This is a genomic window from Chelatococcus sp. KU-N122 (genome assembly GCF_055391085.1).
In genome coordinates, this window is the sequence record NZ_AP043981.1 from 1,675,539 (window position 1) to 1,694,035 (window position 18,497).

Here is an 18,497-nt window from a genome sequence, read left to right on the forward strand (position 1 = left end):
CGGGATGATTTAGCTGACCTTGGCTTTCCAGCCAATTGATCAAGCCCGCGCCGGACAAGCGCGATCTCGCCCGAGGAGAAGCCTCCGTGGCGAGCAACCCACCCGAGCGTTGCACTACTGCAACGCAGAGTCGGGATCAACCCACGCGCAGAGCGCCGGCGTGGTCGGCCGAACCGTCATCGTGACGAGGCCCGGTCTTCACCGCGACTTGGTTGCACGCGGTTGCATCGGCTCGACCGACCTCACGGCAGGATGCCCGTTTACGTAGACTCAGCGTCTATCCAACCGCTGGACTACATCTCCGCGTCGTCTGACCGCTTTATCTGAATACAACCAAGCTTATGCGGCCGGCCTTCCTGCATGTCGACCCATGCCGTCTCGTCCGACAACCGAGCAGCTACACCGTCCGCCTCAGAACGATTGTGCAGCTTGAGCCGGCCGTCACTGTCGCGACGTTCAGGCGTCTTCATCCAATGGGATTCCGAACTGGCGGGCGATGACGCCGCGGTAGTGCAACGCCGCGGCGCGCGTTTCTGGTGACACCGGAACCACAGTCGCGGCAAGATCCTGCATTTTGGCGATCTCTGACAGATGACGTCGATCCGCGGCCGCGAGCGTAACGCCGCTGCTGTGCCGCCGATGACTGTTCAAGACCTGCGCCGTGAACGCCACCTTGCCGCCGCGTGCCAGAAGGCGCATGTAACAGAGCCAGTCGCCCATGTTTCGGTATGAAGTCATCTCCTCGAGATGCTCCTCGAGCACCGCCCACAAGGGCGCCCGGCGGAATACCACTGCGCTTACGTTCGGAATGGTGTTCTTGATGGCGAGCGCGTGCGCGATCTCCTCAGCTCCCGGGACGCGAAAGTCTGTCGTCCAGCGCGCCGAATCCACATCCGCTACATAGCTTCGGTAGTCGGGGGCAAGCATCTGGCCGGCCTCGTCTACCATCCGGGACTCGGAATAGCTCATCACCACGTCGGGATCTTCGAAGGCCGGCAAGACGGTCGCAAGGAACCCTGGATCGGCAAAGTCGTCGGCCTCGGCAATCCAGACGAGGTCGCCGCTGGCGAGCGACACCCCCCGCGCCCACTGGCGCGACACTGACCCCGAATTTTCGCTGTTGCGGATGACGCGGAGAGGAATTGGCGATTGCTGCTCCAGGGCAGCGATGACGGCTTCGCTGTCATCGGTGGACGCGTCGTCGAGCAGGATGATTTCCTTGATCGGCACGGGCTGCGCCCAAATGCTCTTCAGACGTTGCGTCAGGTGCTGCGCGTAGTTGTAGTTCGGCACGACGACGGAGACTGTCAAAGCTGGCGGTGCCGCAAGAGCCAACAGAGCTGCACCGTAGTGCTTGTAGTCGAAATCTCGACCGATGCGCGCGGCTAGGGACGCTCCCATTGCAGCAGCCGCCGGCTCGTCTAGGAGCAGGCGGGCAAGCTCGTGTGCCATCGCGGCCACGTCCAGGTAGGGCACGCAAACGCCGCCGGCATCCCGCACCAGTCCGACAATGCCGCCCGTGCCTTCGAAGACCACGATTGGCAAGCCGCTCGCCATCGCTTCGAGCGCCACGGAGGGAAAGGGATCTTCCCGAGAGGTCAGCGCATAGGCGTCCGCGGCCGCATAAATTGCAGCCACGTCGGTCGAGAAGCCAGGCAGGAGCACGCGATCCTCCAGCCCGGCCGCCTTCAGGTCGTGCACCAACCAATGGCGCAGCGAGGGTTCAGCCCCGCCCACCCAGAGGAGGACGGCATCGGGGCAGCTTTGAAGGACCGCCCGCGCCAGCGCTGGCCAGAGATCGAGCCCCTTGCGCACATCCCCATAGCCCACGCCGAGCACGACGCGGCTGTGGTCCGCGATGCCGAGCGCGCGGCGAGCCGCGTTGCGCTTAGCCTGCCGCTCCGCGGGAGCCAGAGGCGGCATGTACAGGCCCTGGTGACGCACGACGGCTTGGCCGCGGATCGGGCCCGCAAGCTCAACGAAACGGTCGCGGATTTCCGCGGAGGGAAAAACGATCGCCGCGGCATGGGCGGCGGCGGAGCGCGCGGCCTCCTCCAAACCGTATTGCCGGATCACCGCGGGCAGCTCGTGCACCAGCTGAACAACACGCACCCCTTCCGCACGAAAGGCCGGGATCGCTCGCGCGGAGACGAGCGTGTTGCACAGCACGGCCGACACGCCGGCGGCAGCCAGACGCTGCGCAGCGGCCTGCCATTGCGCGATGTCGCCGAAATTGCCCGGAATCGTTTCGGTGGGTGCGAGAGCTTCGAACTCCGGCGTCAGCTCGCCACCGCCGCCCAGCAGCACGCTCACGTCGATTCCGTGGTCCCGCACGAGTGTCCTGACGATCGCCAGGGCAATGAACTGTGCGCCGTGCCGATAGGCATCGTGCGACACGACGGCAATGCTCGGTGGACTGTCTGCGCTGCGCGCGGCCGGATGGGGGCGTTCAAGGCCGGTCAGGACTCGCGCGGTCTCAAGCAGATAAGCGTGACCGAAATGGCGATCCGGTTCGAGACTTGCGCCCTCGGCCCACTCGTTCCAGGCGTTCACGAAGACGATGCGCTCGTCCGGGTGGCTCGCTTCGGAGACTGCTGCGCGGCAAGCGGCATCGAGCCAGGCGCCGTACTTCGCGGGTGTTGAATGTGCGAGGCAGAAGCCCCTGCCAGGCTTGCGGGGCTCGTTGTCCCAACTGGGACAGACACCGCGGAACAGCTTGAAGGGCGGCGCAGGAAGTGCGCTCGCATAATCCGCCACCGCTGCGTAGTCCAGGACATGGCCGGCGAAGCCAGGGTCGAGCAATTGCAGGCTGTCGTTGATGGGAGGCAGGCGCGCGACCTTGTGGGGTGGGAACTCCGCCGCAGCGTCCATGCCGTAGAGGCGCGGATCTACATCATCGAAGACCTGAGCCATCACGAGATACGGGTCGGGCACGCCCGCGCGAGCGAACTCCACACGCCACCGCCGCATCGTGGCCACCGCGTCGGGCAGAATCCCCGGGCGATAGAGCATGACGAGCGGCCGGCCATCTATTCGAATGTAGCGTGGGTCGCTTACGATCGGAATGAGGCTTCGGGCGAAGGCGGTGTCGTCTTCCGGCGAATGCGCTTGCGCAACCAGCACCTCCTGATCGAGCCCGTCCCAGCGGCGCGTCCAGTTCTCGTTCGCCCAGTTGATGCAGAACGGAAAGTCGATGTCCGGATTGGCCAGCAGCATCTCCAGCGGCTTCTCCAGCAACCGGCGGCCGTTGAACCAATAGTGGTGAAAACAGAAGCCACCGATGCCGTAGCGGCGCGCCAGATCGGTCTGCCCGCGCAATATTGCGGGGTTGCGCAGATCGTAAAAGCCGAGATCTCCGGGCAGGGAGGGTTGCACGTGGCCAACGAAGCGTGGCAAGGCCCTCGTGACGTTCGTCCACTCTGTGAAGCCGCGCCCCCACCAAGCGTCGTTCTCGGGAATAGGGTGGAACTGCGGCAGGTAGAAGGCGATAAGGCGCACCTTCGGCGTTGCCGGCGCCGGCCTACCGGCCGCATCGGGTTGGTAGAAAGCACCCGGCGCGATGCTGGCCCGGTGCTGGTCGAGGAGCGTCGGTCGGGTCATGGGCGGCGGTAGACAAGGCGGCTGATCCGCCGCAACGGCGCCGTCATACGCCAAGAATGAGATACGTAGGTGTTCGCCAAGCGCGCTTCGGCGCTCGTCAAGCGATCTTCGGTGTTCAGCAAGTGATCTTCAGTGTTTGCCAAGCGAGTTTCGCTCAACTTTAGCTTTTCGCGAACGCATGCCAACTCGCTCTCGAACCGCTGCGCCTGCGCCTCGATCTCGCGCCGGCTGGCCATCTCGGAAACCAGCTCCGCGCGAAGCGACCGGCAGGCACGCTCAGCCATCTCGTTGGCGGCCAGCAATCCCCTCGCCTCGCCCTGCGCGTCCGTCAATTCGGCGCGATGTGCAACTAGGTCCGCCTTCAAGGTGGCTATTCGAGCTTCATGCTCCCGATCGCGTGCGAGCGATGCCGCCCGTTCGGTCTCGCTCCCCCGCTCAACCTCGGCGACGCGGTTGGTGAGAGCTGCTATCTCCGCCTCCGCGCGCGCCCGCTCGGCCTCCAAAGCCGTCTGCGCGTCGGTCAATTCGGCGCGATGCGCAACCAATTCCTCGTTCAAGGCAGCCGTTCGAGCTTCATGCTCCCGACCGCTTGCGAGCAGTGCGTCCCGCTCGTTCTCGCTCCCCCGCTCGACCTCGCCGAGACGCTGAATGAGAGCTGCCATCTCCGCTGCCGTGCCCGCCCGCTCGGCCCCGAAGGCCGTCCGATCGGCTTCCAAGGCGGCCTGTGCAGCACGAAGCTGAGCTTCTGCTTCCGACGGATTCAGCATGCCGAGCCGACCGGTCTCAATGTACACGCTCGGAGGGAGAGCGGCCACCGGCTCCCTGGATGCAAAAGCGACAAAGTATTGTGGACGAGCGATGCCGATCGAGGCCTCGAAATGCTCGGCGCCACGACGTTCAAAGCACAGCGGCGGCGCACCGCCGGCCTCAGTCGGCAAGAGGACCGAACCAAAGACCGGCCTCTGCTGGAGTAGAGAGACCTCCTCAAAGCGGGACCGTAGCAATTCGCTGAACTCGGGCCCGGTCAGCTCACGAACATGGTAAGGATTCGCTGGCGTCTCGGCGATCGAGTAGTTATCCCGATCCGGCGTGCTCACGATCAGCAAGCCATTGGGCCGCAGCACTCGCCGGATCTCGTCCAGAAATTGCCTGTGCTCGGAAAAGTGCTCTATTGTTTCGAACGAGACAACGACGTCGAATTCGGCATCTCCCACGGGCAAGGCGCGGGCGTCGCCGTGGATGAAGCGCAGCCCCTCCCGCGCGTAGGCGGCTTGGGCATGCGCCACCGCCTCGGGCGCTATTTCTACCCCAACGGCGCTCCGCGCCACTTGCGCGAGCAACGCGGTGCCGTAGCCCTCGCCGCTCGCCACGTCCAGCACATCCTTGCCGCGACACCATTCCCGCGCAAACAGGTAGCGATGGATATGTTCGATCTGCGTCTGGCCGCCGTACTCTGAGGTCAGCCTCTCGCCGGTAAATCGCAACGGCGTGGGCGGCAGCGGTCTCGGGATAATCTCTCCCATGGAGGCAAATCCTAGTGAGCTAGCTTGAGTGGGGACTGCCTCGGAGCCTGTGAGATCAGGGCCGTCTAACGGGGGTTGTGCTACAAGCGATCGACCATCTAGTCAATGCGACCATGAGAGTATCGACCGCGCGGACGGTCGCTTGTAGTTATTGGTATCCGTTCGCATCCATCCTCGATACTTATAGTTATATCAATCAATATTAATGATTATTTAAGTTTACTTTGGTCCATGCAATCTTAATTTAGTAAGAACAACCTTCGACGGTCGAACGTATTAACGGGCGGCTGACCGGCTTCGGCACGCTCCAGTTGCTCCGTCGAACGAAATACTTTCACGCCATCGCTCATGACGCAGGGTAGCAAGCCCAGATCAAGGTAGCGCTTTTTGGGCAGGGCTGAGAATCCGGGCCGGTGTGGTTTGGCGGCGACGATGTCGCACATGCATTAGGGTTCCATCCTAACAAGCAGATGCCTATCGCGACAAAGCCGCTTTCGGCGCGAGCGTGGAAGCTAGTGGGAACGGCCGCGATGTCGGCGACGTCGCGCACTGGGAGGAAGTGGACAAGCCGATCCGCCGCAACCGCGCGCAGCATTCGGATAGCGCCCCGTGTCCGCCAACGGCGGAGCAGCCGATTAGCAGCACCCCCCAAGCGAGCCAATGCAGCCGCCGGCACCGGCACGGCCTTCTCAGCCCGCTTCCACGTGCTCTAACGTGCGCCCCACACGACTGCGGTCGTGAGGGAGAGATGCAATGATCACCTTCTACTATAGTCTAGCTCCGAATCCGATGAAGGTCGTCCTCTGCCTGGAGGAGATGGGCCTCGAGTTCGAGGCCAGGCCGGTGGACACGCGCAAGGGCGAGCAGCACGACGAGGCCTTTACCGCGCTCAATCCCAACGCCAAGGTGCCGGTCGTCGTCGACCAGGACACCGGCGCGACGGTGTTCGATTCCAACGCCATCCTGCTCTACCTCGGCGAGAAGACCGGCCGCTTCATGCCCGCCGCCACGCCGGTGGCGCGCGGCGAGCTGTTCTCCTGGCTCATGTTCGTGGCGACCGGCATCGGCCCCTATTCGGGCCAGGCCGTGCACTTCAAGCACTTCGCGCCGGAGCCGAAGGACTACGCCGTCAACCGCTACATCTACGAGGCCACGCGCCACTACGGCATCCTCGATGCGCGCCTGGCCGAGCGCCGCTACATGCTGGGCGACGCCTACACCATCGTCGACATGGCGGTGTGGGGCTGGGCGCGCATGGTGCCGTTCATCCTGGGCGACGAGGCCTGGGCGAGCCTGCCGAACCTGAAGCGCCTGATGGACGAGATCGGCGCCCGGCCGGCGGCCCAGGCGGCGCTGACGCTGAAGGACCGGCACGCCTTCAAGGCCGAGATGGACGAGGAGGCGCGCAACCACATGTTCCGCCACCTCGCCGTCAAGGCGGCCTGAGCCTGGGGGCTGAGAAGCGCTCCGGATTCAAAACGCTTGGAGCATCTCGTCTCGATCCGATGAGCCCATCCGATCGAGACATGGTCTAGAGCATTTCGCAATTGGATGGGATCATCCAATTGCAGAGAAATGCTCATAACTTTTTGAATCTGGAGCGCTTTTCTACGATTGGGTGGTTCCCCGCCCAATCGCAAAGCGCTCTAGACGACCGCAGCCGCCAGCCGGCCGACACCGGCGATGACGGCATTGCGGTCGTCGGGCGAACCGCCGGCACCCGTCAGATAGGCGGTGACGATGAGGGGCGGCCGGCCCGGCGGCCAGAGCACGGCCACGTCGTTGGCCGTGCCGCGCTCGCCGGAACCGGTCTTGTCGCCCACGCGCCAGCCCGTCGGCAGGCCGGCGCGGAGGCGCTTGTCGCCGGTCTTGTTGGCCTCCAGCCAACCGGTCAGCGCGGCCTGGGAGGCCGACTTGAGCGCCGGACCGAGCACGAGCGCGTTGAGATTGCGGGCCATGGCCGCCGGCGTCGTCGTATCGCGGGGGTCGTCGGGCAACGCCTCATTGAGCGCCGGCTCGATGCGGTCGAGCCGGGTCTGATCGTCGCGCAGCGAGCGCGCATAGCGGGTCAGCGCCGCGGGGCCGCCGATGGCGGCGAGCAGCAGGTTGGCGGCGGTGTTGTCGCTCACGGTCATCGCCGCGGCGCACAGCTCCTCGAGCGTCATGCCGTCGCCGCCGACCCGGTCCCTGGTCACCGGCGAGTAGTCGACGAGGTCGCTTGCCTGGAACACCACCCGCCGGCCGAGGTCGTCGACGCCGCCGTCGACGCGGGCGAGCACGGCTGCGGCGGCCAGGACCTTGAACGTGCTGCACAGGGGGAAGCGCTCGTCGAGACGCTGCCCGGCCACGCGGCCCGTCGCCGTATCCAGCACGGCGACGCCGAGGCGGCCGCCGCTGCCGCGCTCCAGCGCCTGGAGCTCGGCGGCCAACGGGTCAGCGGCAGCCGGCTCGGCCAAGGCCGGGGCGCTGTTTGCCGGCGCGCAGGCCAGAACGGCCCAAGCCGTGCGCGCCGCAAATTGCCGTCTGGTCAGCAAGTGCATCGTCCTCCATGGCTACGCGATCCATATATGGGCGCCGGGCGCATAAATCGCGTGGCTCATGGCGGCGCGGATGGGCTTCCAGCCGGAGACGCTCACCCGCGGCCCGTGATCGCGCGCCTCGCGCTAGTGTGGCGAATCCGAAATTCGCACCACCTCGGGGCATCGCTCAGAGCGAATTTCGGATTCCTAAGCCACACTAGCAACTCTATGATTCTAGTGTGGTTTAATGGATCTGAAGTTCCTGGACATTGATGCCATGTGGGGAGCAGGAACTTCAGATCCACCACACTAGAGCGCTTTGCGATTGGGTGGAATCACCCAATCGCAAGAGAAGCGCTCCAGATTCAAAAGGTAATGAGCATTTTCCTGTCATTGGGTGATTTCATCCAATGACAAAATGCTCTAGGGCGGGGCGCGCCCGGCCCTATTCCGCCGCGACGCCCTGCTGCACGGGTGCCGCCTGCGGGCCGCGCACCAGCGCGCCCGGCAGGGCGCCCGTCGCCTCGCCGTCGCGATAGGTGATCTTCCCGGCCACGACCGTCGCGGTGTAGCCGCGCGCCTTCTGCAGGAACCGGCGTCCGCCGGCGGGCAGGTCGGCCTTGATGTAGGGCTTCTCGATGCCGAGCCGACCGAAGTTGATGACGTTCACGTCGGCGCGCAGGCCGACACGCAGCAAGCCGCGGTCGTGCAGGCCCATGGCGTGGGCGGTGTCGCTGGTGAGCCGCCGCACGCACTCCTCGACGGCGAGGCGATCGCTCGGCCGGTCGCGGCCCCACCAGCTCAGGAGGTAGGTGAGGAAGCTGCCATCGCAGATGAAGCCGACGTGGGCGCCGCCGTCCCCCAGTCCCATGATGGCGTTCGGATGTCCCAGCATCTCGCGGCTCGCCGCCAGCGTGAAGTCGGCATAGTTCACCAGGGTGAACAGGATGAAATCGGTGCCGTCGTTGGCCACCAGATGGTCGTAAGCCACCTCCGGCGGCGTGCGGCCTTCCCGTGCGGCAATGGCGGCAATCGAGTTCTCACGGGGCGGCTCGTAGTCGGGATTGTCGCCGAACGGGAACAGCCGCTCGTAGTTGAGCGCCCGCAGCAGCGGGAAGTTGCTGCCCTTGCGCGGATCCTCGCTCAGCACCCGGGCGCGGAAGGCCGGGTCGCGCATGATGGCGACGCGCTCGGCGAGCGGCTTGTCGGCGATCGCTTTGTAGCTCGGCGTGCCGGAGAACGGGTTCTGGCTGCCGTTGAGGCCGAACAGGATGCCGATCGGCCGCGGCGGGAACACCGGCCGCATGATGTGGCCGTCGCGCGTCGCCGCGTCCGACAGGTCGAGCAGCCGCCGGAACTCGGTGGGCCGGTCGTGGCGCTGCACCAGCGAGAAGACGCAGGGCCGGCCGGAGCGCTCCACCACCCGGCGCAGCATGGCGAACTCGGTCTCGGCATCCGGCTGGTTGAAATCGGAGACCAGCTGCAAATTGCCGCTACCGGCGTCGGCCAGGCCCATGGCCAGACCGAGGATCTCGTCCTCCTGCGCCTTCAACGTCGGGGTCGGGTCGCCGGCCAGGGTCTTGTGGTTGATGGTCCGCGAGGTGGAGACGCCGAAGGCGCCGGCGCGCACCCCATCCGCCACGATGCGGCGCATCTGGGCCACGTCGGCGGGCGTCGCATTCTCCAGGGCCAGGGCGCGCTCGCCCATGACATAGACGCGCGCGGCGGCATGGGGCAGCTGGGCGCAGACGTCGATGTCGCGCGGGCGCGCCGCCACCACGTCGAGGTAGTCGCCGAAGCTTTCCCAGTTGAAATCGAGGCCTTCGGCCAGGCAAGGCGCGGGAATATCCTCCACACCCTCCATCAGCGCGATCAGCTTGGTATGGTCATTGGGCTTCACCGGCGCGAAGCCGACGCCGCAATTGCCCATCACCACCGTCGTCGCGCCGTGCCAGGCGCTCGGCGCCAGGTGGCGGTCCCACACCGCCTGGCCGTCGTAGTGGGTGTGGATGTCGACGAAGCCGGGGGTGACGAGTTGGCCTTTGGCGTCGATCTCCTCCGCCCCCGATCCCAGCACGCGCCCGATGGCAGCGATGCGCCCGTCGCGGATGGCGACGTCGGCCTCGTAGGACGGCCCGCCGCTGCCATCCACCACCGTGCCGTGGCGAATGACCAAATCGAAATCCCTGGCCATGCATCTCTCCCGCAGTGGCAGCCTTGGAGGCGCCTTCGCACCATAATCGGCATTATGGTGAGTGCGGGTCAAGGGCGCACGGGACAGGCCAGCCGTGCAGCGGAGGGCGCCGCGGGCCTGGCCGAGGGGCGGACGGCCCGGCCTGCATGACAAGAAAGGCCGATGAGCCTCGCCCATCGGCCTCGGCCGCCTCCGTCATGGCGCGGGGCGGGGCGGCCCGCTCGGACCCGGCGGAAACCCGGGGCAGGCGGCGGCGTGGCTTGCCGCCGTTACTTGCCGCCGTTACTTGGCGTTCTTCTCGATGGCGCTCAGCAGGCGCTCGCCGTGGTGCTTCTCGCAGTAGCCACCGACGACCTTGTTGTTGCGCTCGACATAGCGCAGGTCGACGAGGTTGATATTGCGGGAGGCGCTGAAATAGCCGCTCATCCAGGCGGCCACGACAGCCTGCCGGTCCGGCGGCGCCTTGAGGAACTCGCCGCAGGTGATCTGCGTCATGTCGACGATGACCTGCGCGCTGGCCGGTACGACACTCGCCGTGGAGAGCGCCGCGGCAACGATCAATGCCTTGAACTTCATCTCATCCCCCCAATCAGCGCTGCGGCGCGGTGAACTGCGCGAGGGCCGACATGATCGTGGCGCTCTTGTTGGACTGACACCACGCCGTCACGTTGGCGACGCTCTTGGCATGGTTTTCCAGGTCGACCGACCCGTAACCGCGCTTTTGGCTGAAGTATCCACCCATCCAGGCGCCGAACAGACGAGCATCGTCCGCCGGAAGGGCCAGGAAGTCTCCGCAGGTGACGCGCGACATGTCGATCGCGACCTGCGCTTGGGTGATGCCGGGGGCGATGAGCCCCACGGTGATCAGGGCGGCTTTCAGGTACCTCATCGCTCCTCCAAATGGGTTGTTGGCGGCAGAATGAATACTCGCGGCGATGCTTATAGGCGCCCGCGAGATCAAGGGAAAGGCGGGAGAGCCCCGCCGGTCGTCATCCCCGGCGCGAGCTCGGCGACCGTTATAGAGCCGGCCAATGTCACGCCTGAATGACAAACTTTGGTCGGGGTTGGGCGCGGCCTGAAGCGCTTCGCGATCGGGTGGAATCACCCAATCGCGAAATGCTCTAGTGTGGTGGATCTGAAGTTCCTGCTCCCCACCCGGCATCAATGTTCAGGACCTTCAGATCCATTAAACCACACTAGAATCATAGGGTTGCTAGTGTGGCTTAGGAATCCGAAATTCGCTCCCAGCGGTGCCCCGAGGTGGTGCGAATTTCGGATTCGCCACACTAGCGGGCCGGCGGCTTCTGCGCGGCACTGATCGCCGCCGCAAGCGTCGTGGCGAGCGCCTCGGCGGTCAGCGGCCCGACGTGCTTGTGCCGGATGATCCCGCCGGCATCCACAACGAAAGTCTCGGGGACGCCGTAGACCCCCCAGTCGATGCCGGTGCGCCCGGTGAGGTCCTGGCCGACCGCGGCGAAGGGGTTGCCGAGCTGGCCGAGGAAGCGCCGTGCGTTCTCGGGCGTGTCCTTGTAGTTGATTCCCACCAGGCGGATGCGCGGGTCGCGCGCCAGCTGCAGCAGCAGCGGATGCTCCAGCCGGCACGGCGCGCACCAGGAGGCCCAGACGTTGACGACGGTGACGTGCCCCATGAGGTCGGCGGCCTTGAAGCCGGGCAGCGCGGTGCCGTCCTGCACGAGCCCCTGCAGCGGCGGCAGCTCGAAGCTCGGCGCCGGCCGGCCGATCAGCGCCGACGGCACGGCCGAAGGGTCGCCGCCACCGTAGAGCCGCGCCAGCAGCAGCACCGCGAGCGCGATGAAGACGGCGAGCGGGATGAGCACCAGCAGCCGCCGTGGCCGGGGGGATGCGCCCTCGTCCGCAGCCGCGTCGGGCCGGACCTCCTCGGTCACGGCTGCACCCGTGGCCGGCCGTCGGCCGCGGGGGCGACCGCCTGGGGCAGCCCGCCGCGCGCCGCCCGCCGCTGCGGCGCGGCCCGCGCCTCGAGGCTCGCCAGGATGCGCCGCTGCGCCCGCGCATCGAGCACGGCATGCAGCACCAGCGCGCCGACGACGATCAGGCCCGCCGCGTAGGCCGCGGCGACGTAGCCCCAATGGGCGGCTTCGGTCACGCTGGCGCACCCCTGTCGAGCCGCTCCGCCTCCAGGATGCGTCTGGTGCGGATGCGGCGCCGCAGGATCTCGGTGCGCATGCCCGAGACATGCAGTGCCAGCGCGAGCAGCGTGAAGCCGCCGGCCATGACGAGCAGCGGCCACAGCATAGCGGGATCGATCGTCGGGCCGCCCATGCGCAGCACCGAGGCGGGCTGGTGCAGGGTGTTCCACCAGTCGACCGAGAACTTGACGATCGGGATATTGACGAAGCCGACCAGGGTCAGGATCGCCACCGCGCGCGCCGCCCGGTTCGGCTCCTCCAGCGTCGCCCACAGCGCCAGGATGCCGCAATACATCAGGAACAGCACGAGCACGGACGTGAGGCGGGCATCCCACACCCACCAGGTGCCCCACATGGGCTTGCCCCACAGCGAGCCGGTGACCAGGCAGACGAGGGTGAAGGCGGCACCGATCGGCGCCGCCGCCTTCTGCGACACGTCGGCGAGCGGGTGGCGCCAGACCAGCGTGCCGATCGCCGACAGCGACATGATCGAGTACATCATCAGCGCCAGCCACGCCGACGGCACGTGCAGGAACATGATCCGCACCGTCTCGCCCTGCTGGTAGTCGGGCGGCGCCACCACCAGCGACAGCCACAGGCCGGCGGCGATGACCACGGCGGCGGTGCCGGCGAGCCAAGGCAGCACGGCGCCGGACAGGGCCATGAAGCGGGTCGGATTGGCGAGGCGCATCATGGGGCCAGATCTAGATCGGGCCGCACTGCCGTACAATACGTCCATCGGCCGCTGGGGATCTCGAGCGCATGGATGGCGATGAACGCGCGTCCGCTCAAGCCGTCTCCCAAATCGTCATGGCCGGGGCTGGCCGCGGCCATTCATCCGCGGCCGCGGGCTCAGATCTTGAGAACGCCGCGCACTTCCCTGAGCTGGCCGAGGCGCTGCAAGGCGACCATGCGTTGCTGGTCGGTCTTGGCGTCGTCCACGTCCTCCTGGGCGTCCTGGATCGCGATCTCGATGATCTCGGGCGACAGCTCCTCGACCGGCACCGCGTGCTCGGCCAGGATCGTCAGGCCATCCGGGCGCACGTCGGCAAAGCCGCCGCGCACGAAGATCTGCTGGGCGCGGCCGGCCTCTTCCACCGTGATGACGCCGGGCTTGATCACGGCCATCACCGGCGCGTGATGGGCAAGAACCGTCATGTCGCCTTCGATCGACGGGACGATGACGGCCTCGACCTGGCCCGAGAACAGCAGCCGCTCGGGGCGACGAGCTCGAAGGGGAAGGGTTCCGCCATGTGGACCTGCTCCAGGCGGCTCGGCGGCCGCGCATCGTCGCCCGCCGTCCGGCCGCGATCATCAATCGGCGGGCGGCCGTACGAGCCGCCCTTAGAGGAGTCGGAGCATCTGATCCGATCGGATGATCACATCTGACCGGATCATGCCCGGGCGGACGAGGCTTACGCCTCGGCGGCCAGCTTCTGCGCCTTCTCGACCGCCTGCTCGATGGTGCCGACCATGTAGAAGGCGGCCTCGGGCAGGTGGTCGTACTTGCCTTCGACCAGTCCCTTGAAGCCCTTGATGGTGTCCTCGAGCGAGACCAGCTGGCCCGGCGCGCCGGTGAACACCTCGGCGACGTGGAACGGCTGGCTCAGGAAGCGCTCGATCTTGCGGGCGCGGGCGACGGTCAGCTTGTCGTCCTCGGAGAGCTCGTCCATGCCCAGGATGGCGATGATGTCCTGCAAGGACTTGTACTTTTGCAGCACCTGCTGGACCGAGCGGGCGACGGCGTAGTGCTCCTCGCCGACGATCAGCGGCGACAACATGCGCGAGGTGGAGTCGAGCGGGTCGACCGCCGGATAGATGCCCTTCTCCGCGATCGAGCGCGACAGCGTAGTCGTCGCGTCGAGGTGGGCGAAGGAGGTGGCCGGCGCCGGGTCGGTCAGGTCGTCGGCCGGCACGTAGATGGCCTGCACCGAAGTGATCGAGCCCTTGGTGGTGGTGGTGATGCGCTCCTGCAACGCGCCCATGTCGGTTGCGAGCGTCGGCTGATAGCCCACCGCCGAGGGGATGCGGCCCAGCAGCGCCGACATCTCGGAGCCCGCCTGGGTGAAGCGGAAGATGTTGTCGACGAAGAACAGCACGTCCTGGCCCTGGTCGCGGAAGTTCTCGGCGACGGTCAGGCCGGTGAGCGCGACGCGGGCGCGGGCGCCCGGCGGCTCGTTCATCTGGCCGAACACCAGGGCGCACTTGGAGCCCTTGGCGGAGCCGTTGTTCTCATGCGGGTCGACGTTGACCTTCGACTCGATCATCTCGTGGTAGAGGTCGTTGCCCTCACGCGTGCGCTCGCCGACACCGGCGAACACCGAGTAGCCACCGTGGGCCTTGGCGATGTTGTTGATCAGCTCCTGGATCAGCACCGTCTTGCCGACGCCGGCGCCGCCGAACAGGCCGATCTTGCCGCCGCGAGCGTAGGGCGCCAGCAGGTCGACGACCTTGATGCCCGTCACCAGGATCTGCGCTTCCGTCGACTGGTCGGTGTAGCTGGGAGCCTCCTGGTGGATGGCCCGGTAGCTCTCGGCCTCGATGGGGCCGGCCTCGTCCACCGGCTCGCCGATGACGTTCATGATGCGGCCGAGCGTGCCGGCGCCCACCGGCACCTGGATCGGCTTGCCGGTGTCGACGACCTCCTGGCCGCGCACCAGGCCCTCGGAGATGTCCATGGCGATGCAGCGGACGGTGCTCTCACCGAGCTGCTGCGCCACCTCGAGCACCAGGCGGTTGCCCTGGTTCTGGGTCTCCAGCGCATTCAGAATCTCGGGCAGGTGCCCATCGAACTGCACGTCGACGATGGCGCCGATGACCTGCGTGATGCGTCCGTTGGTGTTGGGTGAAAGTCCGTTGGCCATGGAAGCTCCCGTCCGACCCCGTCCGGGTCTCGCCGTTAGATGACTTCGAGCGACACGGGCATGTTGCCGCGCGTCGCGTTGGAATAGGGGCAGACCTGATGCGCTTCGTCGACGAGCGCCTTGGCCTCGTCGGCCGGCAGGCCCGGAATGTGCACCTTGAGCGCCGCCTCGAGCTGGAAGCCGCCGCCCGCCTTGGGGCCGATGCCGATCGTCGCCGTCACTTTGGCCTTGCTCGCGTCGACCTTCTTGGCGCGCGCCACGAACAGCAGCGCCGAGTTGAAGCAGGCGGCATAGCCCAGCGCGAACAGCTGCTCGGGATTGCTGCCGTTGCCGGCGCCGCCCATCTCCTTGGGGATGGCGAAGGCGAGCGCCAGGCCGCCCTCGGCCAGGCTCGCGCGGCCGTCGCGGCCGCCCTCTGCGGTCGCCGTCGTGGTGTATGCCGCTGCCATCGTGAGACTCCCTGCTAGAGTGCCTCGGCGCCGGAGATGATCTCGATCAGTTCCTTCGTGATCATGGCCTGGCGCGTGCGGTTGTAGAGCAGCGTCTGCTTGCGGATCATGTCACCCGCATTACGGGTGGCGTTGTCCATGGCGCTCATCTGGGCGCCGTAGAAGGAGGCGTTGTTCTCAAGCAGCGCCCGGAGGATCTGCACGGCGACATTGCGCGGCAGCAGGCTCTCCAGGATCTCTTCCTCGCTCGGCTCGTATTCGTAGACGGCGCCGCCCAGGCTGGCGGTGGCTCCGTTGCCGCTCGCCGGCACCTCCGCCGGGATGATCTGCTGGGCCGTCGGGGTCTGCTGAATGACCGAGCCGAAGTGCGAGTAGAACAAGGTGGCGACGTCGAAGGCGCCGTCCTCGTACATGCGCAGCACCTTCTGGGCGATCTCGTCGGCCGTATCGAAGGTGATGGTCTTGACGCTCCGCAGCTCGGTGCGGTCGACGATGTCCTTCTCGAACTGGCGGCGCAGCGCGTCGTAGCCCTTCTTGCCGACTAGGAAGAACTTCACCGTCTTGCCCTGGGCCGTGAGCGCGATGGCCCGTTCGCGGGCGAGGCGCACGATGGCCGAATTGAAGGCGCCGGCAAGGCCGCGCTCACCGGTGCAGACGATGAACAGATGGGTCTGGTCGGAGCCGCTGCCGGCGAGCAGCCGCGGCGCGCCGGGCTGACCGGCGACACCCTGGGCGAGGTTGCCGAGCACCTGGCCCATGCGCTCGGCGAAGGGCCGCGCCTGCTCGGCCGCCGCCTGGGCACGCCGCAGCTTCGCCGCCGCCACCATCTGCATGGCCTTGGTGATCTTCTGCGTCGCCTTGACCGAGGCGATGCGATTGCGAAGGTCTTTCAAGCTTGCCATTCGGGGCCCCTGTCCGTCCCGGGCTCGCCCGACCAGTCGCGGTGGGTCGGGACGGCGTGGAGGCGCGGGCTAGAGCCCGCGCCTGACGACTGCACGCCTCAGGCGAACGTCTTGGTGAACTCGCCGACGACGCTCTTCAGCTGGCCGGCCACGTCGTCGCTCAGATCCTTCGAGCTGCGGATCGCCTCGAGGATCTCCGGGTGGCGCGCGCGCAGCGCGCCCAGGAGACCGCTCTCGTAGTCCTTGACGCGATCGACCGGCAGCGGATCGAGATAGCCGTTCACGCCGGCGTAGATCACCGCCACCTGCTCTTCCATCTTGAGCGGCGAGAACTGCGACTGCTTGAGCAGCTCGGTCAGCCGCGAGCCGCGGTTGAGCAGGCGCTGGGTGGTGGCGTCGAGGTCCGAGCCGAACTGGGCAAAGGCGGCCATCTCGCGATACTGGGCGAGCTCGCCCTTGATCTTGCCGGCGACCTTCTTCATCGCCTTGGTCTGGGCCGAGGAGCCCACCCGCGACACCGAGAGGCCGACGTTCACGGCCGGGCGGATGCCCTGGAAGAACAGGTCCGTCTCGAGGAAGATCTGACCGTCGGTGATCGAGATCACGTTGGTCGGGATGTAGGCCGACACGTCGTTGGCCTGGGTCTCGATGACCGGCAGGGCCGTCAACGAACCACCGCCATGCTCGTCGTTCATCTTGGCGGCGCGCTCGAGCAGGCGGGAGTGCAGGTAGAACACGTCGCCGGGATAGGCTTCGCGGCCCGGCGGACGACGCAGCAGCAGCGACATCTGGCGGTAGGCGACGGCCTGCTTCGACAGGTCGTCATAGATGATGACCGCGTGCATGCCGTTGTCGCGGAAGAACTCGCCCATGGCGCAGCCGGCGAACGGCGCCAGGAACTGCATGGGGGCCGGGTCGGACGCCGTCGCGGCGACGACGATCGAGTACTCCAGCGCGCCGTTCTCCTCGAGCACCTTGACGAACTGGGCGACCGTGGAGCGCTTCTGCCCGATCGCGACATAGACGCAGTAGAGCTTCTGCTTCTCGTCGTTGCTCTGGTTCAGCGGCTTCTGGTTGAGGATGGTGTCGAGCGCGATCGCGGTCTTGCCGGTCTGGCGGTCGCCGATGATCAGCTCGCGCTGGCCGCGGCCGATCGGGATCAGCGAGTCGATGGCCTTGAGGCCCGTGGCCATCGGCTCGTGCACCGACTTGCGCGGAATGATGCCCGGCGCCTTGACGTCGACGCGGCGGCGCTCGGTCGCGGCGATCGGGCCCTTGCCGTCGATCGGGTTGCCGAGCGCGTCGACGACGCGGCCGAGCAGGCCCTTGCCGACCGGCACGTCGACGATGTCGCCGGTGCGCTTGACCGTCTGGCCCTCGGCGATCTCGCGGTCGGAGCCGAACACGACGACGCCGACATTGTCCAGCTCGAGGTTGAGGGCCATGCCGCGCACGCCCGACTCGAACTCCACCATCTCACCGGCCTGGACCTGGTCCAGGCCGAAGCAGCGCGCAATGCCGTCGCCGACGGACAGCACCTGCCCGACTTCCGTTACATCCGCCTCCTGACCAAAATTCTTGATCTGTTCCTTGAGGATGGCGGAAATTTCTGCGGCCCGAATGTCCATCAGCCGACCTCTTTCATCGCGAGACGGATCGAATTGAGTTTGGTGCGCAAGCTGGCGTCCATCATGCGGCTGCCGAGCTTGACGATGAGACCGCCGATGATCGACGGGTCGACCTTGATGTCGAGGACCACCTTGTCCCCGGCCACGCCCTTGAGCGCCGTCTTGATGTCGTCGACGATCTGCGGCGAGGGCTGCTCGGCCACGGTGACCTCGGCGTGCACCAGGCCGCGCTTGGCCGCCACCATCGCCTTGTAGGCGGCGATCATCGACTGCACGGCGAACAGACGGCGCTTGCTGGCGACGAGCTTCAGGAAGTTGGCGGCGAGGCCGCCGATGCCGGCCTTGTCCAGGATCGCCTTGATGGCGTTCAGCTGCTGCTCGGAGGAAAACACCGGGCTGCGGACGAGGCGGGCGAGATCGGGGCTCTCGGCGATCAGGGCGTTGAAGCGGTCGAGATCCTGCTCGACCTGATCGATCGCGCCGGGTCCGGCTTCATCCGCCGTTTCCAGCAGCGCGGACGCGAAACGGGAGGCCACCCCTGAAACAGGACCGGACGAGGAGGGCTGGTCAGGCACTTCGGCGTCTCACGTTGGTCCTCGCTAGCCGCGCAGACGCCACCGGGTGCGGTGCGCCAAGTTTCGCGAGCACAG

The 18,497-nt window shown here is 66.7% G+C and carries 16 protein-coding genes and 1 pseudogene; 1 reads left to right on the top strand and 16 read right to left on the bottom strand.

The features are described from left to right. Nucleotides 1-456 precede the first annotated feature (456 nt). From ACZ5PO_RS07430 to ACZ5PO_RS07440, 3 genes are all read right to left on the bottom strand, one after another. Nucleotides 457-3,600 (bottom strand): glycoside hydrolase family 99-like domain-containing protein, encoded by a 3,144-nt coding sequence (locus ACZ5PO_RS07430; protein ID WP_464191825.1) that lies wholly within the window; start codon nucleotides 3,598-3,600, stop codon nucleotides 457-459. Then, nucleotides 3,597-5,123 carry a class I SAM-dependent methyltransferase gene (locus ACZ5PO_RS07435; protein WP_464191827.1) on the bottom strand — a complete coding sequence of 509 codons (1,527 nt, stop codon included), beginning with the start codon at nucleotides 5,121-5,123 and terminating at the stop codon, nucleotides 3,597-3,599. Before ACZ5PO_RS07435 ends, ACZ5PO_RS07430 begins: the two co-directional genes overlap by 4 nt. 239 nt (nucleotides 5,124-5,362) lie before the next feature. Next, the gene (locus ACZ5PO_RS07440; RefSeq protein ID WP_464191829.1) at nucleotides 5,363-5,566 is read right to left on the bottom strand and encodes a hypothetical protein; all 204 of its coding nucleotides are present in this window, start codon (nucleotides 5,564-5,566) and stop codon (nucleotides 5,363-5,365) included. Between the two features lie 310 nt (nucleotides 5,567-5,876). Here ACZ5PO_RS07440 and ACZ5PO_RS07445 point away from each other — a divergent pair, with 310 nt between their 5' ends. Beyond that, nucleotides 5,877-6,569: a glutathione S-transferase family protein gene (locus ACZ5PO_RS07445; RefSeq protein ID WP_464191831.1), complete on the top strand. Its 693-nt coding sequence runs from the start codon at nucleotides 5,877-5,879 to the stop codon at nucleotides 6,567-6,569. Nucleotides 6,570-6,769: 200 nt separating this feature from the next. On the opposite strand, the gene bla is transcribed toward ACZ5PO_RS07445, so the two are convergent. The 13 genes and pseudogenes from bla to ACZ5PO_RS07510 all read right to left on the bottom strand — a co-directional run bounded on the left by bla (nucleotide 6,770) and on the right by ACZ5PO_RS07510 (nucleotide 18,422). Then, nucleotides 6,770-7,657 carry a class A beta-lactamase gene (gene bla / locus ACZ5PO_RS07450; protein ID WP_464191833.1) on the bottom strand — a complete coding sequence of 296 codons (888 nt, stop codon included), beginning with the start codon at nucleotides 7,655-7,657 and terminating at the stop codon, nucleotides 6,770-6,772. A gap of 430 nt (nucleotides 7,658-8,087) precedes the next feature. After that, nucleotides 8,088-9,836 carry an N-acyl-D-amino-acid deacylase family protein gene (locus ACZ5PO_RS07455; protein ID WP_464191835.1) on the bottom strand — a complete coding sequence of 583 codons (1,749 nt, stop codon included), beginning with the start codon at nucleotides 9,834-9,836 and terminating at the stop codon, nucleotides 8,088-8,090. Between the two features lie 282 nt (nucleotides 9,837-10,118). Further along, on the bottom strand, nucleotides 10,119-10,412 hold the full coding sequence (locus tag ACZ5PO_RS07460; RefSeq protein WP_464191837.1) for an HdeA/HdeB family chaperone: 294 nt from the start codon (nucleotides 10,410-10,412) through the stop codon (nucleotides 10,119-10,121). A 13-nt stretch (nucleotides 10,413-10,425) separates the two neighbouring features. Next, nucleotides 10,426-10,725: an HdeA/HdeB family chaperone gene (locus ACZ5PO_RS07465; protein ID WP_464191839.1), complete on the bottom strand. Its 300-nt coding sequence runs from the start codon at nucleotides 10,723-10,725 to the stop codon at nucleotides 10,426-10,428. Between the two features lie 397 nt (nucleotides 10,726-11,122). Continuing rightward, entirely contained in the window at nucleotides 11,123-11,743 is a 621-nt protein-coding gene (locus tag ACZ5PO_RS07470) for a DsbE family thiol:disulfide interchange protein (RefSeq protein WP_464191841.1), read from the bottom strand. Beyond that, on the bottom strand, nucleotides 11,740-11,961 hold the full coding sequence (gene ccmD / locus ACZ5PO_RS07475; protein WP_464191845.1) for a heme exporter protein CcmD: 222 nt from the start codon (nucleotides 11,959-11,961) through the stop codon (nucleotides 11,740-11,742). Before ccmD ends, ACZ5PO_RS07470 begins: the two co-directional genes overlap by 4 nt. Continuing rightward, complete coding sequence (locus ACZ5PO_RS07480; protein ID WP_464191847.1) at nucleotides 11,958-12,698, bottom strand: heme ABC transporter permease; 741 nt, start codon at nucleotides 12,696-12,698, stop codon at nucleotides 11,958-11,960. Before ACZ5PO_RS07480 ends, ccmD begins: the two co-directional genes overlap by 4 nt. Nucleotides 12,699-12,856: 158 nt before the next feature. Then, a pseudogene (locus tag ACZ5PO_RS07485) lies at nucleotides 12,857-13,257 on the bottom strand (F0F1 ATP synthase subunit epsilon). 162 nt (nucleotides 13,258-13,419) lie between these two features. Then, nucleotides 13,420-14,868, bottom strand: coding sequence for a F0F1 ATP synthase subunit beta (atpD, locus tag ACZ5PO_RS07490; RefSeq protein ID WP_464191849.1), 1,449 nt, complete (start codon nucleotides 14,866-14,868; stop codon nucleotides 13,420-13,422). A 35-nt stretch (nucleotides 14,869-14,903) separates the two neighbouring features. Beyond that, nucleotides 14,904-15,317 (bottom strand): organic hydroperoxide resistance protein, encoded by a 414-nt coding sequence (locus ACZ5PO_RS07495; protein ID WP_464191851.1) that lies wholly within the window; start codon nucleotides 15,315-15,317, stop codon nucleotides 14,904-14,906. 14 nt (nucleotides 15,318-15,331) lie between these two features. After that, nucleotides 15,332-16,219 (bottom strand): F0F1 ATP synthase subunit gamma, encoded by an 888-nt coding sequence (locus ACZ5PO_RS07500; RefSeq protein ID WP_464191853.1) that lies wholly within the window; start codon nucleotides 16,217-16,219, stop codon nucleotides 15,332-15,334. 98 nt (nucleotides 16,220-16,317) lie between these two features. Then, nucleotides 16,318-17,847, bottom strand: a complete 1,530-nt coding sequence (atpA, locus tag ACZ5PO_RS07505) for a F0F1 ATP synthase subunit alpha (protein WP_464191855.1) — start codon at nucleotides 17,845-17,847, stop codon at nucleotides 16,318-16,320. Beyond that, nucleotides 17,847-18,422: a F0F1 ATP synthase subunit delta gene (locus ACZ5PO_RS07510; protein ID WP_464191857.1), complete on the bottom strand. Its 576-nt coding sequence runs from the start codon at nucleotides 18,420-18,422 to the stop codon at nucleotides 17,847-17,849. The genes atpA and ACZ5PO_RS07510 overlap by 1 nt, the downstream gene beginning before the upstream one ends. Between the last annotated feature and the right edge of the window lie 75 nt (nucleotides 18,423-18,497).